The 24,350-nt window shown below is 67.6% G+C and carries 15 protein-coding genes; 2 read left to right on the top strand and 13 right to left on the bottom strand.

Translation table 11 applies throughout. The annotated features are described in order from the left end of the window. Nucleotides 1-13: 13 nt before the first annotated feature. From CYFUS_RS43910 to CYFUS_RS43870, 9 genes are all read right to left on the bottom strand, one after another. A complete protein-coding gene (locus tag CYFUS_RS43910) occupies nt 14-3,586 on the bottom strand; it encodes a M1 family aminopeptidase (RefSeq protein ID WP_095990647.1) in 3,573 nt (1,190 codons plus the stop codon). A gap of 13 nt (nt 3,587-3,599) precedes the next feature. Further along, the gene (locus CYFUS_RS43905) at nt 3,600-4,511 is read right to left on the bottom strand and encodes an ABC transporter ATP-binding protein (RefSeq protein ID WP_095990646.1); all 912 of its coding nucleotides are present in this window, start codon (nt 4,509-4,511) and stop codon (nt 3,600-3,602) included. 74 nt (nt 4,512-4,585) lie between these two features. Further along, nucleotides 4,586-5,980: a DUF1552 domain-containing protein gene (locus tag CYFUS_RS43900; protein WP_095990645.1), complete on the bottom strand. Its 1,395-nt coding sequence runs from the start codon at nt 5,978-5,980 to the stop codon at nt 4,586-4,588. A gap of 2 nt (nt 5,981-5,982) precedes the next feature. Then, nucleotides 5,983-8,019, bottom strand: a complete 2,037-nt coding sequence (locus CYFUS_RS43895; protein ID WP_232537152.1) for a DUF1588 domain-containing protein — start codon at nt 8,017-8,019, stop codon at nt 5,983-5,985. A 149-nt stretch (nt 8,020-8,168) separates the two neighbouring features. Next, nucleotides 8,169-8,717, bottom strand: a complete 549-nt coding sequence (locus CYFUS_RS43890) for a carboxymuconolactone decarboxylase family protein (RefSeq protein WP_095990643.1) — start codon at nt 8,715-8,717, stop codon at nt 8,169-8,171. 114 nt (nt 8,718-8,831) lie between these two features. Next, nucleotides 8,832-9,776 carry a LysR family transcriptional regulator gene (locus CYFUS_RS43885; protein WP_095990642.1) on the bottom strand — a complete coding sequence of 315 codons (945 nt, stop codon included), beginning with the start codon at nt 9,774-9,776 and terminating at the stop codon, nt 8,832-8,834. A gap of 37 nt (nt 9,777-9,813) precedes the next feature. Continuing rightward, nucleotides 9,814-10,293: a hypothetical protein gene (locus tag CYFUS_RS43880; RefSeq protein ID WP_157758991.1), complete on the bottom strand. Its 480-nt coding sequence runs from the start codon at nt 10,291-10,293 to the stop codon at nt 9,814-9,816. A 134-nt stretch (nt 10,294-10,427) separates the two neighbouring features. Then, nucleotides 10,428-11,138, bottom strand: a complete 711-nt coding sequence (locus CYFUS_RS43875) for a VOC family protein (protein ID WP_095990640.1) — start codon at nt 11,136-11,138, stop codon at nt 10,428-10,430. Between the two features lie 20 nt (nt 11,139-11,158). Further along, nucleotides 11,159-11,623, bottom strand: coding sequence for a MarR family winged helix-turn-helix transcriptional regulator (locus tag CYFUS_RS43870; RefSeq protein WP_095992582.1), 465 nt, complete (start codon nt 11,621-11,623; stop codon nt 11,159-11,161). 143 nt (nt 11,624-11,766) lie between these two features. Between CYFUS_RS43870 and CYFUS_RS43865 the strand changes: the two genes are divergently transcribed. Continuing rightward, nucleotides 11,767-14,217 carry a ribonuclease H-like domain-containing protein gene (locus CYFUS_RS43865; RefSeq protein WP_095990639.1) on the top strand — a complete coding sequence of 817 codons (2,451 nt, stop codon included), beginning with the start codon at nt 11,767-11,769 and terminating at the stop codon, nt 14,215-14,217. Nucleotides 14,218-14,258: 41 nt separating this feature from the next. Here the strand turns inward: CYFUS_RS43865 and CYFUS_RS43860 are convergent, their stop codons facing one another. The 4 genes from CYFUS_RS43860 to CYFUS_RS43845 form a co-directional block, all read right to left on the bottom strand. Continuing rightward, nucleotides 14,259-18,263 (bottom strand): serine/threonine-protein kinase, encoded by a 4,005-nt coding sequence (locus tag CYFUS_RS43860; RefSeq protein WP_232537151.1) that lies wholly within the window; start codon nt 18,261-18,263, stop codon nt 14,259-14,261. A 260-nt stretch (nt 18,264-18,523) separates the two neighbouring features. Then, nucleotides 18,524-21,109 carry a glycoside hydrolase family 9 protein gene (locus CYFUS_RS43855; protein ID WP_095990637.1) on the bottom strand — a complete coding sequence of 862 codons (2,586 nt, stop codon included), beginning with the start codon at nt 21,107-21,109 and terminating at the stop codon, nt 18,524-18,526. Nucleotides 21,110-21,360: 251 nt separating this feature from the next. Beyond that, a complete protein-coding gene (locus CYFUS_RS43850; RefSeq protein ID WP_095990636.1) occupies nt 21,361-22,278 on the bottom strand; it encodes an SMP-30/gluconolactonase/LRE family protein in 918 nt (305 codons plus the stop codon). Continuing rightward, the gene (locus tag CYFUS_RS43845; protein ID WP_095990635.1) at nt 22,275-23,105 is read right to left on the bottom strand and encodes an NAD-dependent epimerase/dehydratase family protein; all 831 of its coding nucleotides are present in this window, start codon (nt 23,103-23,105) and stop codon (nt 22,275-22,277) included. Before CYFUS_RS43845 ends, CYFUS_RS43850 begins: the two co-directional genes overlap by 4 nt. 219 nt (nt 23,106-23,324) lie before the next feature. On the opposite strand from CYFUS_RS43845, the gene CYFUS_RS43840 reads away from it, so the two are divergent. Continuing rightward, the gene (locus tag CYFUS_RS43840) at nt 23,325-24,317 is read left to right on the top strand and encodes a LacI family DNA-binding transcriptional regulator (protein WP_095990634.1); all 993 of its coding nucleotides are present in this window, start codon (nt 23,325-23,327) and stop codon (nt 24,315-24,317) included. Nucleotides 24,318-24,350 lie beyond the last annotated feature (33 nt).

Genomic DNA, 24,350 nt, shown 5'->3' with positions numbered 1-24,350 from the left:
CTTTTTCTTCAGCTCAGAGCTTCTCCACCGCCACCGTGTTGTCGTTCGGCTTGCGGTCGATGAGCTTGTTGAGCGGATCCACTCCCGCTTTCGCCGGACGCTTGTCCACCCGCGCCGTGAACTCCACGTCCTCCTTCGTCACCTGCACCTTCTCCAGGTACAGCGGCTTGCCGTCCTCGTCGAGCACGCCCACCTCCACCCAGTCGGCGAGCTTCAGGGGCGACTCGGTGCCCGTGCCATTGGCCTCCACCTTGCGCGCCTTGGCCGTCACCTTCACCTCGAACTTCCCGCCCTCCACCTCGGTGTACGTCGCCTTCAGCGCCCGGTTCTCGTAGAGGGTGATCCGCTCGAAGAAGTCCTGGAGGAGGTAGCGCAGGTGCTCGGGCGTCACGGCGCGCAGCTCGGCGAGCAGCTCCGGCGAGTTCGTGAAGGGCGGCTGCTGGAAGGCCACCTTCTGCCGGTACGCGGCCAGGGCGCGGTTGAGGGTGTCCTCGCCCAGATAGTCCTGCAGCGCGTACATCACCACGCTGCCCTTGTTGTAGTGGACGTATTGCTGGTTCTCCACGAGCAGCAGCGGCATCTCCCGCTTGCGCTCGAAGGCGCGCCCGCGCAGGTACCCGTCCATCTCGTAGCGCAGGAAGCGGCCCATCCGCTCCTCGCCGTACTTCTTCTTCATCACCATCAGCGCCGAGTACTGCGAGAGCGTCTCGGACAACAGCGTGGAGCCCTGCACGTTGCCGCCGATGACCTGGTGGGCCCACCACTGGTGCGCCACCTCGTGGGCCGTCACGTAGTAGGGGAAGTCCACGTCCTTTGGATCCTCCGGGTCCACCTTCGCGATGAAGCCCATGCTCTCCGAGTAGGGAATCGTGTTGGGGAAGGACTGGGCGAAGCTCGCGTAACGGGGGAACTCGAGGATGCGCACCTGCCGGTGCTGATAGGGCCCGAAGTTCTTCGTGTAGTAGTCCAGCGAGTCTTTCACCGCCTGGATCATCCGCTCGACGTTGTACGTGTGGCCCGGGTGATGGAGGACCTCGATGGCCACGTCGTTCCACGTGTCGCGCTTCACCTCGTAGCGCGCCGAGAGGAACGAGTAGAAGTTCAGGATGGGGCTGTCCATCGTGTAGTGGAAGTAGCGCCGTCCGTTCTCCGTCCACTCACGCTGGAGGTAACCGGGGGCCATGGCGATCTGATCCGGCGAGGTGCTCACCGTGGCCTCGAACGAAATCCAATCCGAGTCCGAGGCGATGTACGTGTTGCGCCGGGCCTCCAGGTCGTTCACGTCCGCCATGCGCTCCTTGGGGGCCAGCCCCTGCTTCTTGCGCGCTTCGTCGTCCCGGAGCTCGTGGTCATCCACGTAGCCCAGCCGCGGAAAGAGGGTGTTGTGGAGGAAGGTGCCGTTCTCCACGAGCGCCGTCTGCGCGCCCTTGTTGCGGAAGCCGCGCGGCTCCAGGCCCAGCTCGAACTGGAGCTCGGCCGAAGCCCCCGGCGCCAGCGGTGTGGGCAGGGTGTACGTGAAGAAGCCCAGCCGCGTGTCCTGCTCGGACGCGGACTCCGCGCCCGCCACCGCCAGCCGGTACACCTTCAGCTCGGTGGGCAGGTTGACGTACACCGTCTTCACCGGCTCGGCCGTCTTGTTGACGAGCCCGAAGGTGCCCCGGGCCCGCATGCGCGGCTCCTCGGGGAAGAGGTCCACCTCCACCTTCGCCGAGACGATGCGCGGCTGCGCCACCTTCGCGAGCGGCTTGTACTTCTTCTCGTAGTCGGCGGACTCCGCGTTCTGCTCGTGCTCCGTCTTGTAGGGGTTGAGGCGGTTGGTGTTGTGGAAGATGAAGGCACCCGAGGCCACGGCCGCCATCACCGACAGGCCCAGGCCCACCCGCACCGGCGTGGAGGCCCGCGAGCCAGCCAGTCGCAGCCGCCACCCGGTCGTGCTCTCCGTGCCGCGCACCCAGAAGAGGTGGGCGACGAAGGCGAGCGCCACCGCCACCAGCGTCCAGTACGCGCGGAACCACACCATCTGCGCGACGAAGGGCCCGTAGCCGTTCATGTCCGAGTACGTAGGCGGGGGCGCACTGCCGTAGTTGTAGAGGCCGTGCTCGAAGCCCATCGTCGGGGCGAAGGTGCTGGCCAGCAGGTAGAGCACCATCACGAAGTGGCCCACGTACTTGTGGTTCACCAGCGCGTGGACGACCACCGCGAGCACGCACAGTTGCCACAGGTCGAGCAGACGGAAGCCGAAGAATTCCGTGAGGTAGAGGCCGAGCTCGAGGTGGGTATAGCCCTTGAAGAGCTGCACCAGCACCCCGCAGACGAGCAGCACCGCGCTGAGCAGCACCTGCACGCCCATCAGCGCCAGCAGCTTGGAGAGGTAGGGCAGCCATCCGGGCACGGGGAGCGCGTCGGAGAGCTGGTTCATGCGCGCATCGCGCTCGCGCCAGATGAGCTCGCCCGAATAGAAGGTGATGATGATGAGGTGGAAGAGGCTGAAGCCGCCGCCCACCAGCTCCACCACCAGGTACGTCACCGGGTAGACGGAGGTGCCATGGATGGTGCCGAGCTGGCTCGTGGTGCCGAAGACCATGATGATGCCGGCCAGCACCATCACCAGGAAGTAGACGTTCTTCACCGTCTCCTTCAGATCCAACCACGCCAGGCGCGGGAGCAGCCGCAGGAAGGTGGTGCCCCGGAAGTCACGCGTGACGGTGGGGGCCGTGAGCGGCGCCTGGGCGGGCTCGGTCTCGGCGGGGGCCTCCGTGCGGCCTCCCGCCAACGCGTGGGTGCGCTGGAAGCGCAGGAGGGTGAAGCCGAGCACGGCCACGCCCAGGCCCACCCAGAGGAGCCGGTTGACGAGCAGCCAGCCCTCGAGTGGCACCAGGAGGGAGTTCTTCTCCACCGCCGTCCAGTACTCCATCCCCAGGCGCAGCGCGTTCATCCCGAACGGATCCACCAGCGCGGCCACCCACTTCGTGTCGAGCTCCCTCACCAGGTTGTTGCCCATGAGGTAGCCCACGAGCAGCACCACGCTGGCGACGTAGACGGGGAGGATGCGGCGGGTGAGCGCGGCCATTCCGAAGAAGAGCGCACCGGTGAAGAAGAGGTTGGGCAGGATGCTGACGAGGTAGGGCCGCAGGTACGAGCCCGGCACGGTGGGGCCCACCATGCTCTGATCCAGGAAGGGCATGCTGGCGCCGAAGCGGGCCCCCAGGCCGATGCTCGAGAAGATGACGACGAGCGTGAGGAAGGCCCCGAGGAAGCGGCCGAGCAGATAGCGGGCGCGCGAGATGGGCGCGGTGAAGAAGAGCGCGTGCGTGCCGTGGGCGAAGTCCTGGTAGACGGCCTGGCCCATCACTCCTCCGGTGACGATGACCCCGGAGAAGCCGAGCATGGTGAGGAGATTGACCAGCGTGAAGGGCGAGTTGGCGAGCACCTTGCCGCCGGAGCCTCCGCCCACCATGACGCTCTTGAAGGCGCCTCCCGCAGCGTTCATCGCCAGGCAGGCGAGCACGAAGAAGACGCCGAAGTAGACCCAGGTGGACAGCAGCTTGAGCCGCTGGCGCAGCTCGAAGAGGGCGATGGAGAGCATGGTGGGTGGCTCCTCAGCCCGCGTTGGCCTGGAGGGCGGGAGTCGCCTCCTGCGCGAGGTGTCCCTTGATGGCGGCGAAGTAGGCGTCCTCGAGGTCTGGCACGGCCGGCGAGAAGGAGGCGTCTGGCGCCCCGGCGCTGTAGACGTGCACGAGCGTGCGGCCCATCAGCAGCCGGTGGGAGATGACGGGCAGCGCGGACTGCAGCGCGGGCAGCTCCGTCTTGTCCACGAACTTCTTCCAGATGCGGCCCTCCAGGCGGGCGATGATGTCCTCGGGCGCGCCGGTGAGCAGCACCCGGCCCCCGTTGAGCACCGCCATCTGCGGGCACAGGTCGCGCACGTCGGAGACGATGTGCGTGGAGAGGATGACGATGACGTCCTGACCGATCTCGCTCAGCAGATTGTGGAAGCGCACGCGCTCCTCGGGATCCAGGCCCGCGGTGGGCTCGTCCACGATGAGCAGCTTGGGGTTGCCGAGCAGCGCCTGGGCGATGCCGAAGCGCTGGCGCATGCCCCCGGAGAAGCCGCCGAGCTGCTTGCGGCGCGCATGGTGGAGGTTCGTCTGGTGCAGCAGCGCGTCCACCACCTGCTTGCGCTCGCGCGCGCTGGCAATGCCCTTGAGGGTGGCCAGATGGGTGAGGAGATCCTCGGCCGTCACCTTCGGATAGAGGCCGAAGTCCTGGGGCAGGTAGCCGAGCACCCGGCGCACCGCGTCCTGGTCCTTCAGCACGTCGATGTCCCCGAGGAAGGCGCTGCCGCTGTCGGCCTCCTGCAGGGTGGCCAGCGTGCGCATCAGCGTGGACTTGCCCGCGCCGTTGGGCCCGAGCAGTCCGAACATGCCCGGCTTGATGGTGAGAGTGACGCCCTGGAGCGCCTGCGTACCGTTGGGGTAGCGCTTGGACAGGTTCTGGATGCGGAGCTCCATGGAGCCCTCCAAAAGAGAGGAGGGCATCATGCCATCAAGGATGGGGACGGACGACCTCTACTGCCCGTCCACCCCTACCCGAGCAGTTCCGACAGGGGGCCTTCGGCGATTCTCGTCGGTCCTTCCGCCCCGAAGGTGTTGAAGCCGGTATCCCCGAAGGCGTGGCCCAGGGTGTTGAACAGGTTGGAGACCTGGCGATTGCGTGCCGTGCCCTCGGCCGGATACACCACGGTCCGTCCATCCGTCTTCAGCCCCAGCGCATTGCCACCGAGGACGAGCTTGGGCCACTCCCGTGCCTCCGAGTGGTGCTGTTCGCCATTGTCGGACATCAAGACGATCACCGTGTGATCCAACATCGAGCCGGACGCGTTGAGCTCCGGCGTCGCCGCCAGCGCGCGTGCGAGCTTCGCCACCAGGGCCACGTGCTTCCGGGTGACCGCCGCGATGCCGGTCCAGTTGGCCGCGTTGTCGATACCGTGCTGGAGGTTGTGCCGCCCGACCTGCGAGATGCTCGGGTCATAGGCCAGGTCGAAACCCGAGGTTCCCGCCGCCAGCACCACCAGGTTCGTCAGTCCGCCCAGCAGCGCCGTGGTGGCGATCTCGAATTGCGCCTCGAGCCATTTGAGCGAGTCGGGCGGGGTGCTGCCTCCCTGAAGCAGTGGATTCACGGACGGATCCGGGGGCAGCAGCGGTTTCACCCGCGCCGCCATTCCCTGCAACTGCGTCTCTCTCGCACGCAGTGCCTCGAGCGAGGCCAGGTAGCGCTCCAGCTTCGTGCGCTCGTTGGAGTTGCCCTTGAAGGTCCCGAGCGCGGCCTTCGCGTCCTCACGGACGAAGTCGAAGAGCATCCGACGCTCCTGTCCCACCGCCGTGCTGGCCGAGAGCGAGCCGAAGATCGTGTTGTACGCGAGCATCGGGTTCACCAGGATGCCGGCGGGCTTGCGTGGACCGTACGCACACGTCTCGTAGACGATGGGGGTGCTCGCGGAGCTGGTGCCAAGCCGGATGGCGTCGAAGGGCGCGGTGCGCTTGAGCTTCGGCGCCAGCACCGCATCGAGGGTGGCGGCCGAGCCATGCACCGCGCAGCTCAGCGCCCCCGTTCCCGTCGAGTGCCCACCTCCGGCGATCGTCGATGACAGCCCGAGCAACACCGCCGCCCGGTTCTCCATGGAGGGCGCTCCGCTGCTTCCGGCGAGCGGCCCCAGGCACAACGCGCTGGAGAGGCCATCACCCGTGCGGACCCGCGACGTCTCGGGATACACGTCGCGGAAGTTGTGCCGCGTGCCGATCTTCGGACCGAGGGCCGCGCGCGTCCCGCTGGACAGGAACGCCTCGGGATAGATGCCGTTGCACTCCAGCACCAGCACCAGCCGCATGGGCTTCGCCGTCTGGGCGAGCACCTCGCGGTAGAACGGCGCGAACACTCCAGCGGCCACGGCGGATTTGAGCAACGCGCGTCGGGTCAGCATGGTCACTCTCCCAGCGCCGGCTCGCGGCGCGTCGTCCAGGTGTCGCTGGTCATCAGGGCTCTCAGCAGGGCCTTGAACGAGCCCTGGTGTGCGTCGTAGGCCTGCTCCATCCGCGCCAGCGTGCAGGCATCGCTCCGGTTTTCGTCGCGGCCCATGAAGTAGCGGAAGGCCTGGCGGACGAAGCAGCGCTTCACGTAGCCCGAGGCGGCGAGCTTCTCGCTGAGCTCCACCGCGTCCCGCACGGGTCCGTTCAAGCCCGGGTCCGGCAGATTGCTCAACATCACCTGCCCGGTGGGAGCCATCCATCCACCGTCGGGCGCGTGGTCCCTCGTCCGCAGGTAGCCGGCATGGTTGTAGATCTCGAACGTGAGGCCGAGCGGGTTCATCAGCGAGTGACAGCCCTGGCATTCGCTCTTGCCGGTGGCGTCCTCGAGCCGGGCACGTGCGTTCTTGTCCGGCGCGTGCGGCCCCACCTGCGCCACCACGCGCACCGAGCTGAGAGGGGGCACATAGCCGCAGAGCAGGTTCTCCCGCACCCACTTGCCCCGGTGGACCGCGGACGGATCGTCCTCGAAGTTTCCGCCATGCGAGGCCAACCACGCCGGGTGGGTGAGCACTCCGGCGCGCTCCGCTTCCGGGAGCATCCGCCAGCGCGCGTCGTTGGTCGCGGCGATCTCCGCGTTGGTGCCGTAGGGCTGGCCCGTGTAGCGCGTGGCGTTGCCGTCGAAGCCCGAGTCCCGGGTCGCGGCGAGGAAGAACCGCCGGGAGGTCAACAGGGTCTCGAGCACCGCGACGTCATTCACCACCGCGCGCGCGACGAAGTCGTCCATCTGCTGGATCAGCGTCGACTCGTCGCCGTAGTAGCCGGAGAGCAGATTCTCCCAGGCCGCGGCCTGCGCGCGGTAGCCACTCAGCTCTCCATCATCGAAGGCGCTGGTCGCCTCCGGTCGCTCCTTGAAGATCGCCTCCACCTCCGTGTAGCCCAGCCATTGGCGGAAGAAGTTCGCCACGCCATCGGAGAGCCAGAACTCGCCCCGGCGGGGACGCTCCGGCTCGCCGAAGTCCTGGACCAGATCGAAGCGGGTGGAATCCACGCCGCCGAGGTGCTGATCGATCAGTGAGCCCACGACCTCCGGTGAGCGAATCCCTCCATCCCGGGCCGCGTCCGCGATGTCTCCGTAGTGGCCCTTGGAGGAGGCGGAGGTGTAGGGCCACCTCCAGGTGGGAACCGCGCCCGGGCCACGCTCTCCCAGCGCATAGGCGAGCTGCTGCGCGAGTTCCCACTCACCGAGCTCGACCCGGCCGTCGCCGCTCGGCGTGCCCAGCTCCTCGCGGAACAACGCGCCGCTCATCAAGGTCGCCGCGGTGACGACACGCGAGAGGCTGTGGGTACGTGCGCCCGTGCCTCCATCGGAGGATTCCTGCGCGAGCACCGACTGGGTGAAGGCCGCCAACCGGTCCAACTCATCCGCGCGCGCCGGCCGGTACATCACGCCCCGCTCGAGCAGCGTGGCGAGGTAGTTGCGAATACACGCGGTGCCTGGCTGTGTTTGCTCCCACATGCAACGCAACGACTTGTCCTCGCGGAGCAGGTCGAGTCTGTTCGAGCCGGTGTAGGGGCCGGCCCACGTCGCGCCGTATTCGTCCACGATGGGGAGGATGATCTCGACCATGGACTCATCCACCGTGTCGTCGGCGGCGTAGCTGCCGTAGGGAGAGCGTGGATCCGGATCGAGCGGATTGTCGTAGAAGCTGAAGCCGGTCCATCCACGTGTCACGGAGCCGCCAACGTTGCGGGTCCACTGCCATCGGTTGACGCGGCGAATGCGTGTGGGAGCGTCGGAGTCGGCCCCGCGGCAGTCGAAGAGTTCCTCCTGCGGAATCAGGTTCGGCGAGAGCTCGGTGCCCACGCTTCCACCATCGGCGGAGGGCACTCCGCCGTCCGAGGCGTCCGGCTCCTTCTGGGGCTGCGTGCACGCGCCGAGCACCATCAGGATTCCAGTGACACAGGTGCGCACTCCGTTATGACGAGCGCTCATTCCACTTCCCTCCTGGTGGGGCAGTCTAAACCAGGAGTACACTGGAATATCTGAAAATCCTATTTCGAGCCTGTTCCTGGTTACGTGCTGTGTTTGTCAGCGGAGCCAGCAGGCCTCCAGGCAACCAGGAACCCCATGCGACGTGGGACTCAAGCCTCCGGAAGGGCGGGAGCCCTGGGCCAGTCGAGCTCGGTCTGCGCGACGACGGCCACGGCGTTGGTGAAGCTCCTGAGGGCGACGACGGCGATGACGTCCACCACTTCGGCGTCGGTGAGGCCTGCCTCGCGCGCGCGGGCCAGCTCGCCTCCTGCGCCATGGCCGCCGGTGCGCACCACGCGGCGCGCCAGGGCCAGGAGGGCATTCTCGCGCGCGTTGGCGCCGGCGCCCACGCGCGCCGCCTCGATGTCCTGCTCGCTCAGTCCGGCCAACTTGCCGATGGCCGAGTGGGCGGAGATGCAGTAGCCGCAGCCATTGAGTTCCGAGACGTGCAGGTTGAGTTGCTCCCGCTCGCGCCGGGAGAGTGTGCGGCTCTGCGACAGTGCCTCCTCCCAGGTGAGCATGGACTGCAGCGCACCAGGAGAGTGGCCGATGGTGGCGTAGAGGTTGGGCACGCGGCCGAGCTTGCGTTGCAGGGACTGCAGGATGGGCTGGGTGGCGGAGGGGGCGGAGTCGGAAGTGGGGATGGGCAGGCGGGACATGGTCTTCTCCAGCGTGCGGTGGGAGCGGCCGGAAGTGGCCGGGTTTCGCCGCGACACCCAGAAAGGTGTCCAGCCCGGCCTGCATTACAGCCGCGAGCGGTTTTCCCCCGGTGGTCACGGCGCCCGGGGTGGAAAAGTCCTTTTCATGCCCTTGGGATGCTCGAGCATGAGGGCGGCCTCGACGGCGTCGAGCAGCACCCGTAGCCGGCGATGGTGTTGAAAGTCCCGATGGTAGCCCAGCCAGACATCCTGGTCGGGAGGTGGCTCGCCGAGATCCACCTGCTCCAGGCCGGGAGTGGACTCCGCCACCTGAAGGGGCAGCACCGCGAGTCCTCCTCCCTCGGCGCACATCCGCGCCTGCACGTGGCGGCTGCTACTGCGCCCGATGATACGGGCTTTGGGCAGCCGCCCCGTGAGCCAGACGACATCCGCCTGGTGGCTGCGCGCCGAGTCCATGGTGATCAAATCATGGCCCACGCCACCCGTGGACGGATGCGGCTTCCCTCGCTGCTCCAGGTAGGCGCGCGAGGCATAGACCCCGTAGTGAACGTGCGTGAGCCGCCGCTGCACCACATAGGCTTCCTCGAAACGGTTGAAGCAGAAGACAAGGTCGGTTTCCCGCCGGTCGAGACTCAACAGACGGGGATCCATACTGAGTTCCACCACCATGCGTGAATGCTGCTGCTGGAGCCGGGCGATGACGGGCGCCAGGACATGGCTGGCGAGCCAATCCAAGGCGGAGACGCGCAGCGTCCCATTGACTTCACCATCATGCGCGGCGAGCTGACGCTCGAAGGCCAGGGCCTCCTCTTCCATGCGCTCGGCATGGGACAAGACCGCCATGCCGTCCTCCGTCAGGATGTACCCGCTGGAGGTCCGCCTCAACAACTTGCAGCCCACGAGCTTCTCCAGTGACTGGAGCCGGCGGCCCATCGTGGGTTGCGTCAGCCCCATGGCCCGCGCCGCTGCTATCAGGGAGCCCTCTCTCGAGATGGCGAGGAATATCTTGAGATCATCCCACTGAAGACTCCGTATGTCCTTCGTGCGATTTTGTTTCATGCACCAACGTATGGTGCGACCTCGTGAGCCACTATTTTCAATAGAGAGAAGGTGCTTTCCAGAGATGGAGAGAAAGGTCTCGAGAGCACCCCCGAGACTGCCAACCGTCTTCCCATGTCCGATCGGCGGAGCTGCCCGAGTGGAACTCAGTCTGGTTCGGAGCCCCCCCAACACTGGCGGGCCAGTTCGAGGGGGCGGGCATTCTCGGGCACCTGATGTAGGAAGCGCTCTCGCGCGGTGTTGGAGGGCTTGAGGTCGCGGTGGATGATGCCCTGCCATGCGCGGTGGAGAGGGCTTCGGCGATGCGACGCAGCATGGCCAGCGTCTCCTGCTTGAGGGCGACCTTCTGGCCGGTGTGCGTGTCGACGGCCCGGTAGACGAAGCCCATGCCGCCGCGGCCGACAAGCTCCTCGATGGTGAATCTCTCGCAGATGATGCTGCCTCGGAGAAGCGCCGTCCCCGGCATGACCTGAGTGGGATGGGTGTTGCCGCTTTCCGAGTTGTTGCCGTCCTTCATGCAAGTGCACCGGAGCATATCCCGGGCATGTTTCCTCCCCAAGAAGGGTGGCCATGCCGTGTAGCGCCAGGCAGCTCGCTCCGCTTCCTCACGCCGGTTGCAGGAATCGTCCGTCCACCCAGTGGAGCGGATGGTCAACGCTGCGTTCGCGCCAGGGTGTCTGCTGCTTCGAGTTCCTCGCGGAATTGCTCGCGCTCCTCATCGGAGAGCGGGAGCCGCTGAAGCTCCTCCCTCGCGGTCCGGGCGCACGCCTCGTCCCCGAGCACGATGGCCAACTCGGCCCGGGCGGCGAGCGCCCGCGCGCGTTCAATGGGTAGAGCCGGCTCCTTTCGAGCGAGCGCCACATCGAGGACCTTCGCGGCGGCGAGATCGTCTCCTTTGAAGTCTCGCAGCCGCGCCGCGGCGCGCAGTGCCTTGCCGAGACGCGATGTGGATTGTGGCTTCTGGCCCTCGTCGTAGTCGTCGGGCGCATTCCGCCGGATGAAGATGACGGAGTTGCCAGAGGGATCGACCACGGTGAAACGACTCTGTCCCTTCCTCATGCGCGAGATGCGCGGGAACCCCGAGACCGGCAGCTTGCCGAAGACAGCGCGGAGCGCCTCGGCGAAGACCTGATGCAGTCGCTCGACTTCCGGAACGATCACCAGGCACGTGGTGTACGCCTCCGATGGCTTCAGCCCCTTCACGCCAGCGAAGTGAAGTTGAGCCCCATCGTGCTCGACGACTGCATACGGGTTCGGCGTGGTCTGCCGGTAGGTCTGCTGGAACCCGAGGCGCCGGTAGAACTCCAGCGACTCGTCGAGAGAAGCACAGGGAAGCACCGGAATCGTCATCGTGGATGTCACGCGTGTCTCCTGGGGTGAGCTCATGCCTCGTCCGAGGCGGATGCGTCCTTCTCGAGGAGCTGCCGCGCTTGCTTCAAGCCGTTCACGACAGCGCGGAGCTGCCGCGGGTTCATTCCGGCGCCGAGCTGGTTCGCCCAGAGCGCATGGAATCCCTCGACGCGCCGCAGTGCCTCACGACCCTTGGCCGTCATCGAGATGAGCTTCGCGCGGCGGTGGTGGGGATTCTCGAGGTATTCGATGAAGCCATCTCTCTCGAGGGCATCGGCGGTCTGCTGCACGCCCTGGCGGCTCAGTCCCATGATTCGAGCGACATTGGCGACGGGTGCCGGAGCGTGCTCCACCACCCCCAGCACCTGCCACCGGGCGCTGCTGAGTCCCATGGGCTCGGTCAAGCGATCCCCCGCCGCGAGCGCGAGGCCATTGAGTCGGAAGACCTCGAGCACCAGCTCCGTGAACGCCTCTCCCTCCTCGGTCAGCTTCACCATGGACAGGATATTGTCCATATGACAAGGGATTGTCAATGTGGCGGGGAGCCCGAGCTGGCGCGGGAGTCTTCCTTCGCCGTCTGGGATGTGGGAGCGTCGTTCCACGCTCTGCCCTGCTTTCACGCGCCACTGAAGCCATCACGATGACCACTTCACGGGAGGATGAATGGCTCTGGGGTTGGGACCCGACACCAGGCATCGTCTCGGTCTGGGCGGAGCCTGACGGCCGCGCGTTCGTCTGGCGCCGACTCCCCAGGCGTGGCGAGCTGGTGCGGGAGGACCTGCGCTTCCGCCCCTGGCTGCTCCTCTCCTCACTGGATGACGTGGTGCACCTCGGTGCGAGGCTTCGTCCCGAACGCGAGGGACCCGCGCCCAACCGGGTGACGTGGCAGGAACTCGAGGGACCGGGCGCGCTGCGCTACCTGCTCCGTGCGGACGATGGGCGAGCCCTGAATTCAGCCGTGCTCCATGGCGCTTCTCGGCGTCTCGGCCGTCCGCTCGGGCACCTACGAGAGCTGGGCACGGAGACGGCGCTCGTGCTGCCTCCCGAGGAGCAGTACCTCATCGCCTCGGGGCGCACGTACTTTCGTGAGCTCGACTTCGACGATCTGCGCCGTCTGCAGTTCGATCTCGAGACCACCGGGCTCGATCCCAGTCGTGATCACATCTTCCTCGTGGCCCTGCGAGACCCCGAGGGCAGAACAGAGGTACTCGAGAGCCACGGTGAGGGTGACGATGCCGAGGCAGACCTCCTCCGCCGGCTGGTCGAGCGGGTCCAGGCCTGCGATCCCGACGTGATCGAGAACCACAACCTGCACGGCTTCGACCTGCCCTTCCTCGCCCACCGGGCGCGGGTGCTCGGCGTACCGCTGGCGCTCGGGCGTGCTGGAGCTCCAGGTCTTCGGCAGCGCCCCGCGGCACGAGGTGCTTCCTTCGGACGTGGTACTCCGGGGCGCTCCAGCGAGGCGGCGCGTCGCGTACGGCACACGGTGCCCGGGCGCGAACTGATCGACACGCTGGATGCCGTCCTGCGGCACGACTTCTCGGCGCGGGATCTGCCGGGCCATGGGCTCAAGGCCGTCGCGCGCCACCTCGGACTCGCGGGCCCGGAGCGGGAGTACATCCCGGGGGCCCGGGTGCACGAGTTCTTCCGCCATGCCCCCGAGCGCGTGCGGCGGTACGCCCGCGACGACGTGACGGAGGCCGCGGGCGTCGCGCGCATGTTGGGTGGGGCCGCCTTCGCGCTCGCCCGTATGGCACCGCGCCGCTACGAGCGCCTCGCGGACGCGGGTCCTGCCACCGGGGTGATCGATCCGCTGCTGGTGCGCGCCTACCTCCGAGCGGGGGCCGCGCTGCCCGCCCATGAGCCTGGTGACGGTACGCCCCACAGCGGCGCGGGGCTCCACCTGTTCGCCACGGGGGTGGCACGGCACGTCGTGAAGGCGGACGTCGCCAGCCTGTATCCCTCACTGATGCGCGAGTACCGGATCGGCCCCCGGCGTGATCGGCTCGGCGTCCTGCTCGCGCTGGTCGACCGGTTGGTGGAGCAGCGGCTGGCGGCCAAGGCACGGGCGCGTGCCGCGGCGTCCGGCTCACCGGAGCGGCACGGTCAGGAAGCAATCTCCGCGGCCATGAAGATCGTCGTCAACTCGGCCTACGGCTACCTGGGGGCGGGAAGCCTCACCCGCTTCTCGGATGTCCACGCCGCCAACGAGGTGACACGGCGCGGGCGCGAGGTGCTGGGGCTGCTGTGCAACGAGCTGGCACGGCGCGGCGTCATGCTGCTGGAGGCCGACACGGATGGGGTGTACTTCGCCGTGCCAGAGGACTGGCGCGAGGCCGACGAGCGCCGGGTGGTGTCCGAGGTCGCGGCCCTGCTCCCGCCCAAGGTGCAGCTCGAGTTCGATGGACGCTATGCCGCGATGCTCTCGCACGAGCCGAAGAACTACGTGCTCCAGCCCTATGCGGGGCCCCTCGTCCTGCGCGGGGTGGCGTTTCGCTCCAGCCGGGCAGAGCCCTTCGGCGAGAGCTTTCTGCGCCGGGCCCTGGGCTGTCTCCTGTCGGGTGACATTCCGGGACTGAGAGAGGCCTACGTCGCGACGGTGATGGCGCTGCGCCGGAGAGAGGTCCGCACCTTCGAGGTGTCGGCCCAGGTCCGGCTGACGAAGACGCCCGAGCAGTACCAGGCCACGCGCGGGCGCCGGCGAGAGCTGCCCTACGAGGCCATGCTCGCGAGCGGGAGAAGCCACTGGATTGTCGGTGAGCAGGTCCGGATCTATCGCGCCGTGGGAGGACGTGCGGGCCTGCTGCCCGACCCGGAGACGGATGATGACGGCAGCGCCCGGAGTCCCGGGTCCGAGGACGGTGCCGTGAGTGACTCTCGGGATTACGATGGCGAGTTCTATGCCCGGCTGCTGCGCGAGACGTTCGCGGCGCGGCTCGTGCGAGCGCTGACCCCCGAGGACTTCGCGACGGTGTTCGCCGATCCCGGGCAGCCCTCCCTCTTTGCCCCTTCGCTGGCACAATCGCGACCTGTCCTCACCGTGCTGCGCGACCTCCGGACCGAGCCACTTCGGAGCGACGAGGCCGGGTGAGCCCCCGGAAGGGTGTCAGACGATTCGTAGGCGCCGAGGTGTCAGAACGAGTCCTTTGACACCTTCTCGCTGCTACCCCAACGCTGGCGGGCCAGCTCGAGGGTGCGGGCATTCTGGGGCACCTGGCGCAGGAAGCGCTCGCGCGCGGTGGGGTCGGGGATATCGGAGGCGCGCTCGTGCACATACCTCGAGGCCTGGCGCAGGGCGGACTCTCCCGCGCTGACCTCGCCCAGGGCAAGGCAGGCTTCCGCCAGCGCCAGGTACAAGGGCACCGCATACACGCCCGTACTGCCCATCCGCTCCAGATCCCGGACGCCGAGTTCCGCGACCTGCCTCGCCTCCTCGGCACGCTCCTGGGACAGCAGGATGGAACTGAGAACGCCGCGCGCGAAGAGCAGGCAGACCACGAAGGGCGATAGCAGCTCACACGCCTTGCGTGCAAACGATTCAGCCTCGAGGAGCTGCCCCTGCGCCCTCATCACCTGGGCCCCGGTGGCGTACCACATGCCTCGCCTGAATGCGGGGGCGTCCTCGCTGTCCATCCACTCGTGCACCAGTGAATAGGCCTCCTGCTGGTATGCCGGCTCGGAGCCTTGGGAGAGCGCCTGGAGCAGGTAGTACCGGCCATGGGGCGCCATGAGGTGCTGCTCCGTCCGAAGCGCGGTGGCCAGGGCCTCCCGGAGAAACTCCACGGCGCGGGGCTGGTCGCCCAGTTCGGCCAGACAGTAGCCCGAGACGATTTGCATCATGCATGCATCGCGCTCCGCGCCCACCTCGAGGAAGTCGCGCATCCCCATCTCCGCGAGTGAGAAGGCCTGCCACGGCTTGTTCTCGAAGAAGTGGATGAGCTGGCACTTCAACAACCTCATCCAGCCACGCGTCATGGCGTCATGTGCCATGACGTCGGCCCCCACCTCCTGGATGCGCCTGAGCATGGTTTCCGCCCCCTGGTGCCAGCCGTTCCAGAACAACGCGGAGCCCAGATGGGAGATGGCCTCCGCGTAGACCGCGATCGCCTCGGGCTCTGGCCTGGTGCGCAGCAGCAGTCCGCCCAGCCGGGCCGTCTCCTCCTGGTTCCCGGAGAAGGCGTTCGCGAGAATCAACCCCCCCGACAGCCAGCACCACGGTTGGCTGCCTGCCTTCAGCGCGGGAAGCACCGGAGTGCCGAGCTCCAGGGCTCTCGGCAACTGCTCCATCCAGAGGGCCACCAGGGCCTGGAGCGCACGCAGGCGGGTGAAGACCTCGCCGCTCACCCCGCAGGCCAACGCCGCGTCGGCGCACCGCATCGTCCCCTGCAAGTCATTGCGCTCGAAGAATTGCTCGGCGGCCTGGGTATGGAAATGGGCGGCGCGATCCAGCCGGTGGCCGAGCTGGTAGTGGTGGGCGAGCACCATCGCATCGGACTCGCCCCTGTGCTCCAGCCAGGTGCCAGCCAGCCGGTGGCCCACGGGCCGATAGGCCTCGGGGATCAGTCCATGGGCCGCGTCCACCACCAGGGCGTGACGGAAGCGGTACTCGACCTCGGAGGGGAAGCGGCTCTCCGGCTGGGGCTCGATGACCTCCTGCTCCACGAACCGCCGCAGGTGCTCCTCCAGCCTGCCGTCCGGCATCTGCTCTCCCAACAACTCCCGCACGCCCCCTGACCAGAAGGTGCGTCCGAAGAAGCTGGCGGCGAGCAGCACCTGTCTGGCTTCCGGCTCCATCCGCATCAGCCGGGCCTGGAGCATGGCGAGGACCGTCTCCGGTGGTGCCTCCCCGCGTCCCTCCACCTCCATGCGGATGAGCTCTTCCAGGAAGAGGGCATTGCCATCGGACTGCTCCACCACGCGCCGCACCACGGAGTCGGTCGCTCGCGGTCCCAGCACCTCGCGCACCAGTTGGGCACCGGCCTTGGGGCTGAGCCCGTTGAGCGGCATCTCCAGCACGCGCCGGGCCCAGAGGCCGGGGAAGAGTTCCTTCACTTCCGGCCGCGCCAACGCCAGCACCATGAAGGGGTGCTCGGCCAGCTCCCGCAGGGCCTCGTCCACCAGCTTCACGGTGAGCGCGTCACTCCAGTGCAGGTCCTCCAGCACCAGGAGTACCGGGTCGTGGGCGCACTCGGCCCGGAGGAAGGTCACCAGCGCCTTGCCCACCAAGGCGCTCATCAGTCGTGGGTCCTGCCGGGCCGCGCGTAACCGGGGGCTGTCCTCCTCGGGGAAGGGGATGGCGCAGAGCTCACCCAGGAACTCGGCCGTCTCCCGCGCTTCGGGGAGCGGCAGGTGCCGGGCCACGCGCTCGTACAACCTCGTACGGCGCGCCTCCAGGTTGGCCACCTCCACGACGCCACACAGCCGCCGCAGCGCCTGGCCCAACAGGTTGGAGGCGGCCCCGGTACTCATGGGATCGCCGCGCCCCTGCAGCACCAGGGCCTGGGGGGCCCTGCGTTCGATGCGGCGGAGGAACTCGTGGCGCAGCCGGGACTTGCCCGTGCCCGGCGGAGCCATCACCAGCAGGGCGCGGGCGGCGGGCTCCTCCATGCAGGAGGTGAAGGTGAACTCGAGCAGAGCCAGCTCCTGGGCGCGGCCCACGCAGGGGGTGGGCTTGCCCAGCAGGGGGCGGGACTCGTCGGTTCCGAGCTGCTCACCGTGCAGCAGGTAGGTGCCAGCGGCGGAGCGGGACAGCTGGAAGCCGGGACCGAGCAGCCCGGCCGTCACCTCGTCCAGCACGACGAGGGACGAGGAGGCGCCTGGCCCCTCCAGCTCGCGCAGCAGTTGCCCCGCCCTGTCCATGGCGGACCCCACCGGCAGGTGCTGGTTCAGGACCCCGAGCCCGGTCACCAGCACCACCCCGGCGTCCGGCCAGCGTTCCTTGAAGGTCAGGGCGCAACGGCCCGCGAGGGCCGCCTGGTCCGTGGCGGTGTCGCGCTCCAGCACCAGCGTGGCCGCCAGCGAGCCGTCCGCCAGCAGCTCCACCCGGCCACCATAAGGCGCTAGCATCGTGCGCAGCGCATCGCACAGCGAGCGCCTGTGGGTCTCACCCTCCTCCAGCGTGCCCGTTGCCAGGGGGCGGAGCGACACCAGCAGGATGCTCACGAGCTGCTGTTGCACGCCGACGAGCTGTGGCCCGTGCGCGGCCTGGACGGGCGGTGGCTCCGAGGCGGGAGCGGGCGACAACTGCAGCGTGGGGACGGAGTCCAAGGCCGCGAGCGACTCCAGAAGAGTGGTGGCATCCGGCAGCCGCCGCCGTGGGTCCTTGTCCAGCATGCGGTCCACGAGCACCTGCAGGCCCGGAGGCAGGCTGGGGCACAGGGTGTGAAGACGGGGCGGCTCGGCCATGAGAATCTTGGCCAGCACGGCGGCGAAGTGGGGTGCGGCGAAGGGCGGCTGGCCGGTGAGGCACTCGTAGAGCACGCACCCCAGCGAGAAGATGTCGGCGCTGGGGGTGAGGTGAGGCTGGCTGGAGGCCTGCTCCGGGGCCATATAGCCCGGAGTCCCCAGCACCGCGTCGTTGCCCGTCACGGCCACCGGGGTGGCAACGGCATGGCGGGCCAGCCCGAAGTCCAGCAGCACCACGTCCTCGGGGCGCCACCCTCGCAGGAAGAGGTTGGAGGGCTTGATGTCACGGTGGACGATGCCCTGGCGGTGGGCGGTGGCGAGCGCCTCGGTGATACGGCGCAGCAGGGCCAGGCTCTCGGAGAGGCCGAGGGGCTGACGGCTCAGACGACGGGCCAGGTCCTCGCCCTCGAGCCACTCCATGACCAGGAAGGGCTGACCCGCTTCGAGGACACCCTGGTCGATGTAGGAGACGATGGCGGGGTGGCGCAGCTCGGAGAGCAGGAAGGCCTCACGCTTGAAGCGGTAGGCGGCCTCCGGAGAGGTGACGGCATGCATCAGCTTGAGGGCGACATGCTGGCCGGTGCGCGAGTCGATGGCCCGGTAGACGACGCCCATGCCGCCGCGGCCGGCCAGCTTCTCGACGGTGAAGCGGTTGGCGATGGTGGCGCCCTGGCGAAGCGTCGTACCCGGAACGTATTCCGAGGGAGACGTGTACGTATCGCCATCTTCCATGTCGTCGCCGTGCCCCATGAGGTGCGTCGGAGCATATCCCCGGGAACGAGTGCGCCCAACCCCGACCTGGGAGGTTCTCACGGCTCCCACGGGTCCCGTCCGCCTCAATCCATGTCGAGGGGTTGCTCGGCCCCGCGCAATCAATCACTCAGCCATCCAGGCCTGAATCACGACGGGGGCCCCTGGTCTTCCCAGGGGCCCCCGCGCGCAGAAGACGGCCCCCCTCCCGAGTCGTGGGACGCCTCTATCTGGGTGCCCCCCTACCTGTTCAGGCAGGCGGCGCCGTTCAAGGTGAACAGCGCCGGAATGGGATTCGGTTCCGCCGCCGGAGCTCCGAGGAAGCCGAAGGAAACCGCTCCACCCGGTGGGATGAGGGCATTCCATGGCAGGTGGGTCGCGCTGACCGTGGAGCCGGACTGTGCGGCGTCCACGCTCCACGCCCGGGTGACGGTCTGTCCGCCCAGGAATGACCAGCGCAGGGTCCAGCCGTTGATGGCGCTGGCGCCGGTATTGTGGAGGGTGACCTGGACGTTGAAGCCGTCACTCCATTCGTCCTGTTTGACATAGCTGACCTGACAAGTGGCGGCGGGAGCGGCCGACCCGTCACCCTGACCGGCGAGGAACGCGGCGATCCAGGCCAGGGGGGCGTTCCAGTTGATGGTCAGCTCGTTCGTGGAATAGGACTCGATGTCGTCGATGAAGCAGAACTGGGCCACACAGCCCTTCAGCTTCTGCTGGGCGATCGGATCCTGGAGGGACGAGTTCGGACCACCCGACAGGGTGCCCCGTGGCGGGTGGGGCAGCGCCGGGTTGAGCTGGTGCGCGTACCACCGGCTGTGCTGGTTCTTGGCGCTCACCTCGCCGTAGCCAGTGACGTAGGAGATGTTCAGGGCGTTGCGGCCCAGGATGTAGTCCATGCCCTGCGCGACGCCGTCGGCGAAGCGCTTGTCGCCCGTGATGTCGTGCGCGGTCGCCATGACGACCATGTTGTTGAGGATCTGGCTGGTGGAGCCCCACGCGAACATGTTGTCCGAGGGCGCGTAGGGCAGTCCGTACGCATGGGCGTTGAGTATGTCCAGGTACTTCGTGGCGCCCGTCACGACGGACTGCCGCACCGCGGTACGGTCCGGCAGGTTGCTCGGCACCATCGCCAGGTCCATGCGTGCCAGCGCGGCGACCTCCCGCCAGTTGATGCCCTGCTCGGTCCAGATGTCGGCGGTGTGCAGCGGAGAACCCAGCACGAAATCACGGAATGGCGTCTCACCAGTGGTCAGGAAGAGCTCCGCGGCGGCCCAGTAGAACTCGTCCCTGACGTCGGAGTCCTCGTACGTGCCTCCTCCGTTGCTGTCGGACGGGCTGGCGTAGAGTGCCGGGTGGGCGAGCGCCGCGGCCCACGCCGCCCGCGCCGCCGTCAGACTCCGCCGCGCGAAAGCCGGATCGTACGGGGCGAACAGACGTGCCGCTTGCGCGGCGGTCGCGGCGAGGTTGAGCGTCGCCGCCGTCGACGGCGGGTGCAGCTCACGCTGCTTGGGGTCCAGGTGGGGAAGGAGCGGCAGGCCGGTCCATGAATCGTCGTGCATCTTGTGGTGGACCATGCCGGCCAGCGGCTTGCCCGCGGGCACCTGCATGCGGAGCAGGAACTCCATCTCCCAGCGTGCCTCGTCGAGGATGTCCGGCACACCATTTCCGCTCTCCGGGATGGCGAGCTGACCGTCCGTGAACGGCCGTGCGGCCCGGGCGTATCGGGTCCGCTCGAAGGCATTCATGAGCTGGAAGACCGAGATTCCGCCGTTGACCACGTACTTCCCATGGTCGCCCGCGTCGTACCATCCACTGGAGACGTCGAGCGTGTAATCACAGACGCCCGGCTGACACGGCACGGCGGTATCTCCGGTGTTCGGCGCGACCCCGAGGTGTCCGGCGGGACGGGCGTAGCCCGGCCTCAGGCTCTCGAGAATCTCGATGCCGCTGCGCTGCGGGTAGTAGAACTTCAATGCGTCATCGCGCAGCTGACCGTAGAGATTGCCGCCGAGGTCGAACGGGCGGCTGGTCTCACCATCGACGACCAGGGTGTATCCCACTCCGGCCACGACGTATCCGCTGAAATCGATGGAGTGGACGTTCTGGCCAGAGCTGACGTCCACGCCACGAGGGGTGCTCGAGCCGCTCGCCACCACCGCACCGGAGCCGTTGACGAGCTGCCACGGCAACGCGTTCGTGGCCTCGGTGACGACGGTCGCGTTCTTCGGACCGTGGGTGAGATAGCCCACCTGGTTGACCCTGACGCGGGGGCCGGTATCCGGCTTGTAGACATCAGGCGGGGCTCCCCCTTGCAGGGACACGTTGTCGACACAGAAGCGCCACGGTGTGGCACTTCCGCCCAGTTGGAAGGCCACCTGTGCGTTGGGCAGGCTCACCGGCGAGGTGAAGGTATAGGTGTACGTATTGGCCTCCGCGGTCATTTGCGGATAGACGGCCAGGTACTGCGTCCACGGGTCGACGGGAAGTTGGATCAGCGCCCTGCCAGAAAAGTCAGGCGTCGCGGTCGCCACGAAGCTGTACCGGTATGTCTCGCCCGCGACGAGCGAGACATTGTCCTGGCCGATGATCACATCCCAGGGGTTCACGGTCGCCCCGGGGATGTCGGCGCAAAGTTCACCGCTGCTCGAGTCGAGAGTGATGTTGCTGGTGCCCCACCAGGGCGCGTGGCCGGAGTCGAAGGTGCCGTTGATGATCTGCTCGGGCGGCTGGGCCAGGGCTGGGGCCGGAACCCACGTCAGCGTGGTGGCGGCGAGCGCCAGCATGACCGGCACGTGGATGGGAGAGGCGCGTGTGGGCGGCTTCATCTCGAGGGTGCCCTCACGCGGTACACTCAAAGTGGAAAGTTTTCGTGATTTCATGTATTACATGATTATCTCGAATTTGTCTTTCGTATGTCAACATCTCCACGGTGACGACTCGCACCCAATGAGTGTCCATGAGGTCTCATGGCCGAGCACGCGGCGAGTCGCGACCGACGTCCCCCCTGGTTGCTGGTGCGGAGAGGGGCGTGGCGGCATGGATGGGTTCTCGGTCAACGCGGCCGCGCCCGACACCATTACAGCGTGCCGGCATACTCCGGCTCCGGCAGGCCGCGGACGCCCGGCCTCACGGCGAATACCGCGCCGTCGTCATCCGAAGTGCTGCCCGCCGGCCGGATCGATGTCACGAACAACGTATCGAAATCGTTACCGCCGAACGCGCACATCGTCGGCTTCACTGCGGGCACCGCGATCTCCCGGTCCAGCTTGCCTTGCGGCGTGAATCGCAACAGCCGCCCCCCGTCGTTCGCGCATGTCCAGTAGCAGCCGTCGGCGTCGATGGCGGCACCATCGGGTCGGCCGGCGTAGTGGTGCAGATCGGCGAACAGGCGCCGGTTGTGCGGCGTGCCCGTTTCCGTGTCGAAATCGAAGGCCCAGATCGTCCGGCGTGTCGGATGCGAATCAGACAAGTACATCGTCGCGCCGTCCGGCGACCATGCCAGCCCATTCTGGGTGATGAGTCCATCGATGATCGGCGCCGACAGCACGCCATGCTCGTCGAAGCGGAACAGTGCGCCAGCCGGGCTGGCAAGCGACATGTCCTTCACCATGGTGCCGGACCAGAAGCGCCCCTGGCGATCGCAGCGCCCGTCGTTGAAACGCATGCCGGGCGCGGAGAAGGCTGGCGCGGCGAGCCGGCGAAGCCGCACCTCGGCCGGTGCGCCGGGTGCTCCGCTGGCGGCAAGCGTCACCGCGAAGAGTCCCGTCTCGAGCCCGGCGAGCACCGTCCCCCCGCGGTCGAATGCGAGGCACGCCACATGTTCCGGCAGGACCCATTCGGAACGGAGGCCCGAGCCCATGTGCAGCCGTACGATCCGGCAGGCGGGAATGTCCACCCAGTACAGCGCCTGCTCCGACGCGCGCCATACGGGGCACTCGCCCACCTGCGCGCGCCCCGCCACGTCGATGCGCTCGACGCTCACCTTCATGCTCATCGCTTGCGCTCCATCGGCTCGCCGAGCACGAACGCGCCTCCCTGGAACCGTTGTGCCGGATCGTCGCGATCCGCGGTCGGCGCGCTCGGCGGGAAGCGCTCGGCGAACTGCTGCGAGCTGTCCTTCGGCCGGAAGCCGAGGAACGACGCCTTGGTGTTGTCCCACCATTTCATCGGGTTGTCCGACACGCCATAGACGATGGCGTGCCCGACCCGATTGGTGAACAGCGAGCAGCGCACCAGCTCGATGAAGTCTCGGTAGCTCAGGTAGGTGACCATCATCCGCGGGTTCCTGGGCTCCTCGAACGACGAGCCGATGCGCAGGCACACCGTCTCGATGCCGAAGCGGTCGAAGTAGTAGCGCGACAGCGACTCGCCGAAGCACTTCGTCACGCCGTACAGGCAATCGGGCCGCAGCGGAGAATCGGCGTCGAGCACCTCGGTGACCGGATGAAATCCAATCGCATGATTCGAGCTCGCGAAGACCACCCGCTTCACGCCATGCTTGTGTACCGCCGCGTACAGGTTGTAGGTGCCGCGGATGTTCGCTTCGAGCAGATCGTCGAACGGCGCCTCGACCGAGATACCACCCAGGTGCACCACCGCATCCACATCCTGCAGCAACTGGTAGACGGCTTCCCGATCGGCCAGGTTGGCCTGCACGACTTCCTCGTGTGCGGCGGCTTCGCCGAGCGGGGCGAGGTCGGTGACGCGGACGATGTCCGCCCATTGGGCGAGCGCACCGCGCAGCTGGCGGCCGAGGTTGCCGGCTGCGCCGGTCAGAAGCAGTCGCCGGAAGGGTTTGCTTGGCGCGGAGGGGTTGGTCATCGAGAGCACCTCATACTCGGAGTGGACTGCGGACACGTTCGCCCAGAGGGGAGTGATTCGCCAGCCCGGGCGGGAAAATGGAGCCGGACCTTAACGGAGAATCCATGAGGGGAAAAACGTTTTCCGGCCAGGGCAGTGTCATGCGGACACCTGCGGCCCGGGGGCACCGACTTTTGCCGTACCACACGGGCTGCTTTCCTGCGAAAATTGGTTAACACGATGAAAAAACCCTCACCGACCATTCGCGACGTGGCGGCCGCCGCGGGCGTGTCGGTCGCCACGGTGTCGAAATACATCAACGGCGCGCAGCGCTTCTCCGCGCCGGTCGAAGCGAAGCTGAAGGCGACCATCGAGAAGCTCGGCTACCGGTCGAATCCGCTGGCGCGCTCGATGATTACCGGAGAGACGCGCACCATCGGCCTGACGATCCTCGACATCAGCAACCCGCATTTCACCAGTGTCGTGAAGGGCGCGAACCGCGTCGCGCTGCAGCACGACTACACGCTGCTGCTCGTCGATACCGAGGAGAACCAGGCGCGCGAGCGGCCGCTGATCGAGGCGCTCGCCCAGCGCGTCGACGGTCTGATCGTCAGCTCGCGCATGCCCGAGGAGGCCTTGCAATGGCTGCTCGAGCTCAACAAGCCCGTCGTGCTGCTGCGCCGCAGCCAGCGGCTGCCGATTCCGAGCGTCGGCATCGACAACCAGCTGGCGACCTACATGCTCGCGCAGCATCTGCTGAACCAGGGACATCGGCGCATCGCCTACCTCGGCTTCGGGCAGGCGCGCATCAACGACGAGCGGATTCGCGGCGCCCGCGCATGCCTCGCCGAGTCCGGCCTGACCCTCGAGGTCCACGATGCGAATGCACCCACCGCGCAGGCCGGTGAACGCGCGTGCTCGCGCGTGATGCTGGGGCCGAACCGGCCCGAGGCGGTCATCTGCTACAACGACCTGATCGCGCTCGGCTTCATGAAGGAAGCGGCCTCGCTCGGGTTCCGGCTGCCACAGGACGTGTCGGTGACCGGTATCGACAACGTGCCGTACGGAGAGTACTCGGCACCGTCGCTCACCACGGTGGACATCCAGAGCGAGAAGATGGGCGAACTCGCCATGCTCAAACTGCTCGACGCACTGGGCGGTGGGCCTGACAGTGGGTACGCGACCTTCGAGCCGCGGCTCATCGTGCGCGAGTCCACCGCCCGGCGCGGATGAGCCGCATCACGAGCGGCGGCCGCGCGGGGGCGA

Source organism: Cystobacter fuscus (genome assembly GCF_002305875.1).
GTDB classification, from domain to species: domain Bacteria; phylum Myxococcota; class Myxococcia; order Myxococcales; family Myxococcaceae; genus Cystobacter; species Cystobacter fuscus_A.
This window is presented reverse-complemented; position numbering and strand designations above follow the sequence as displayed.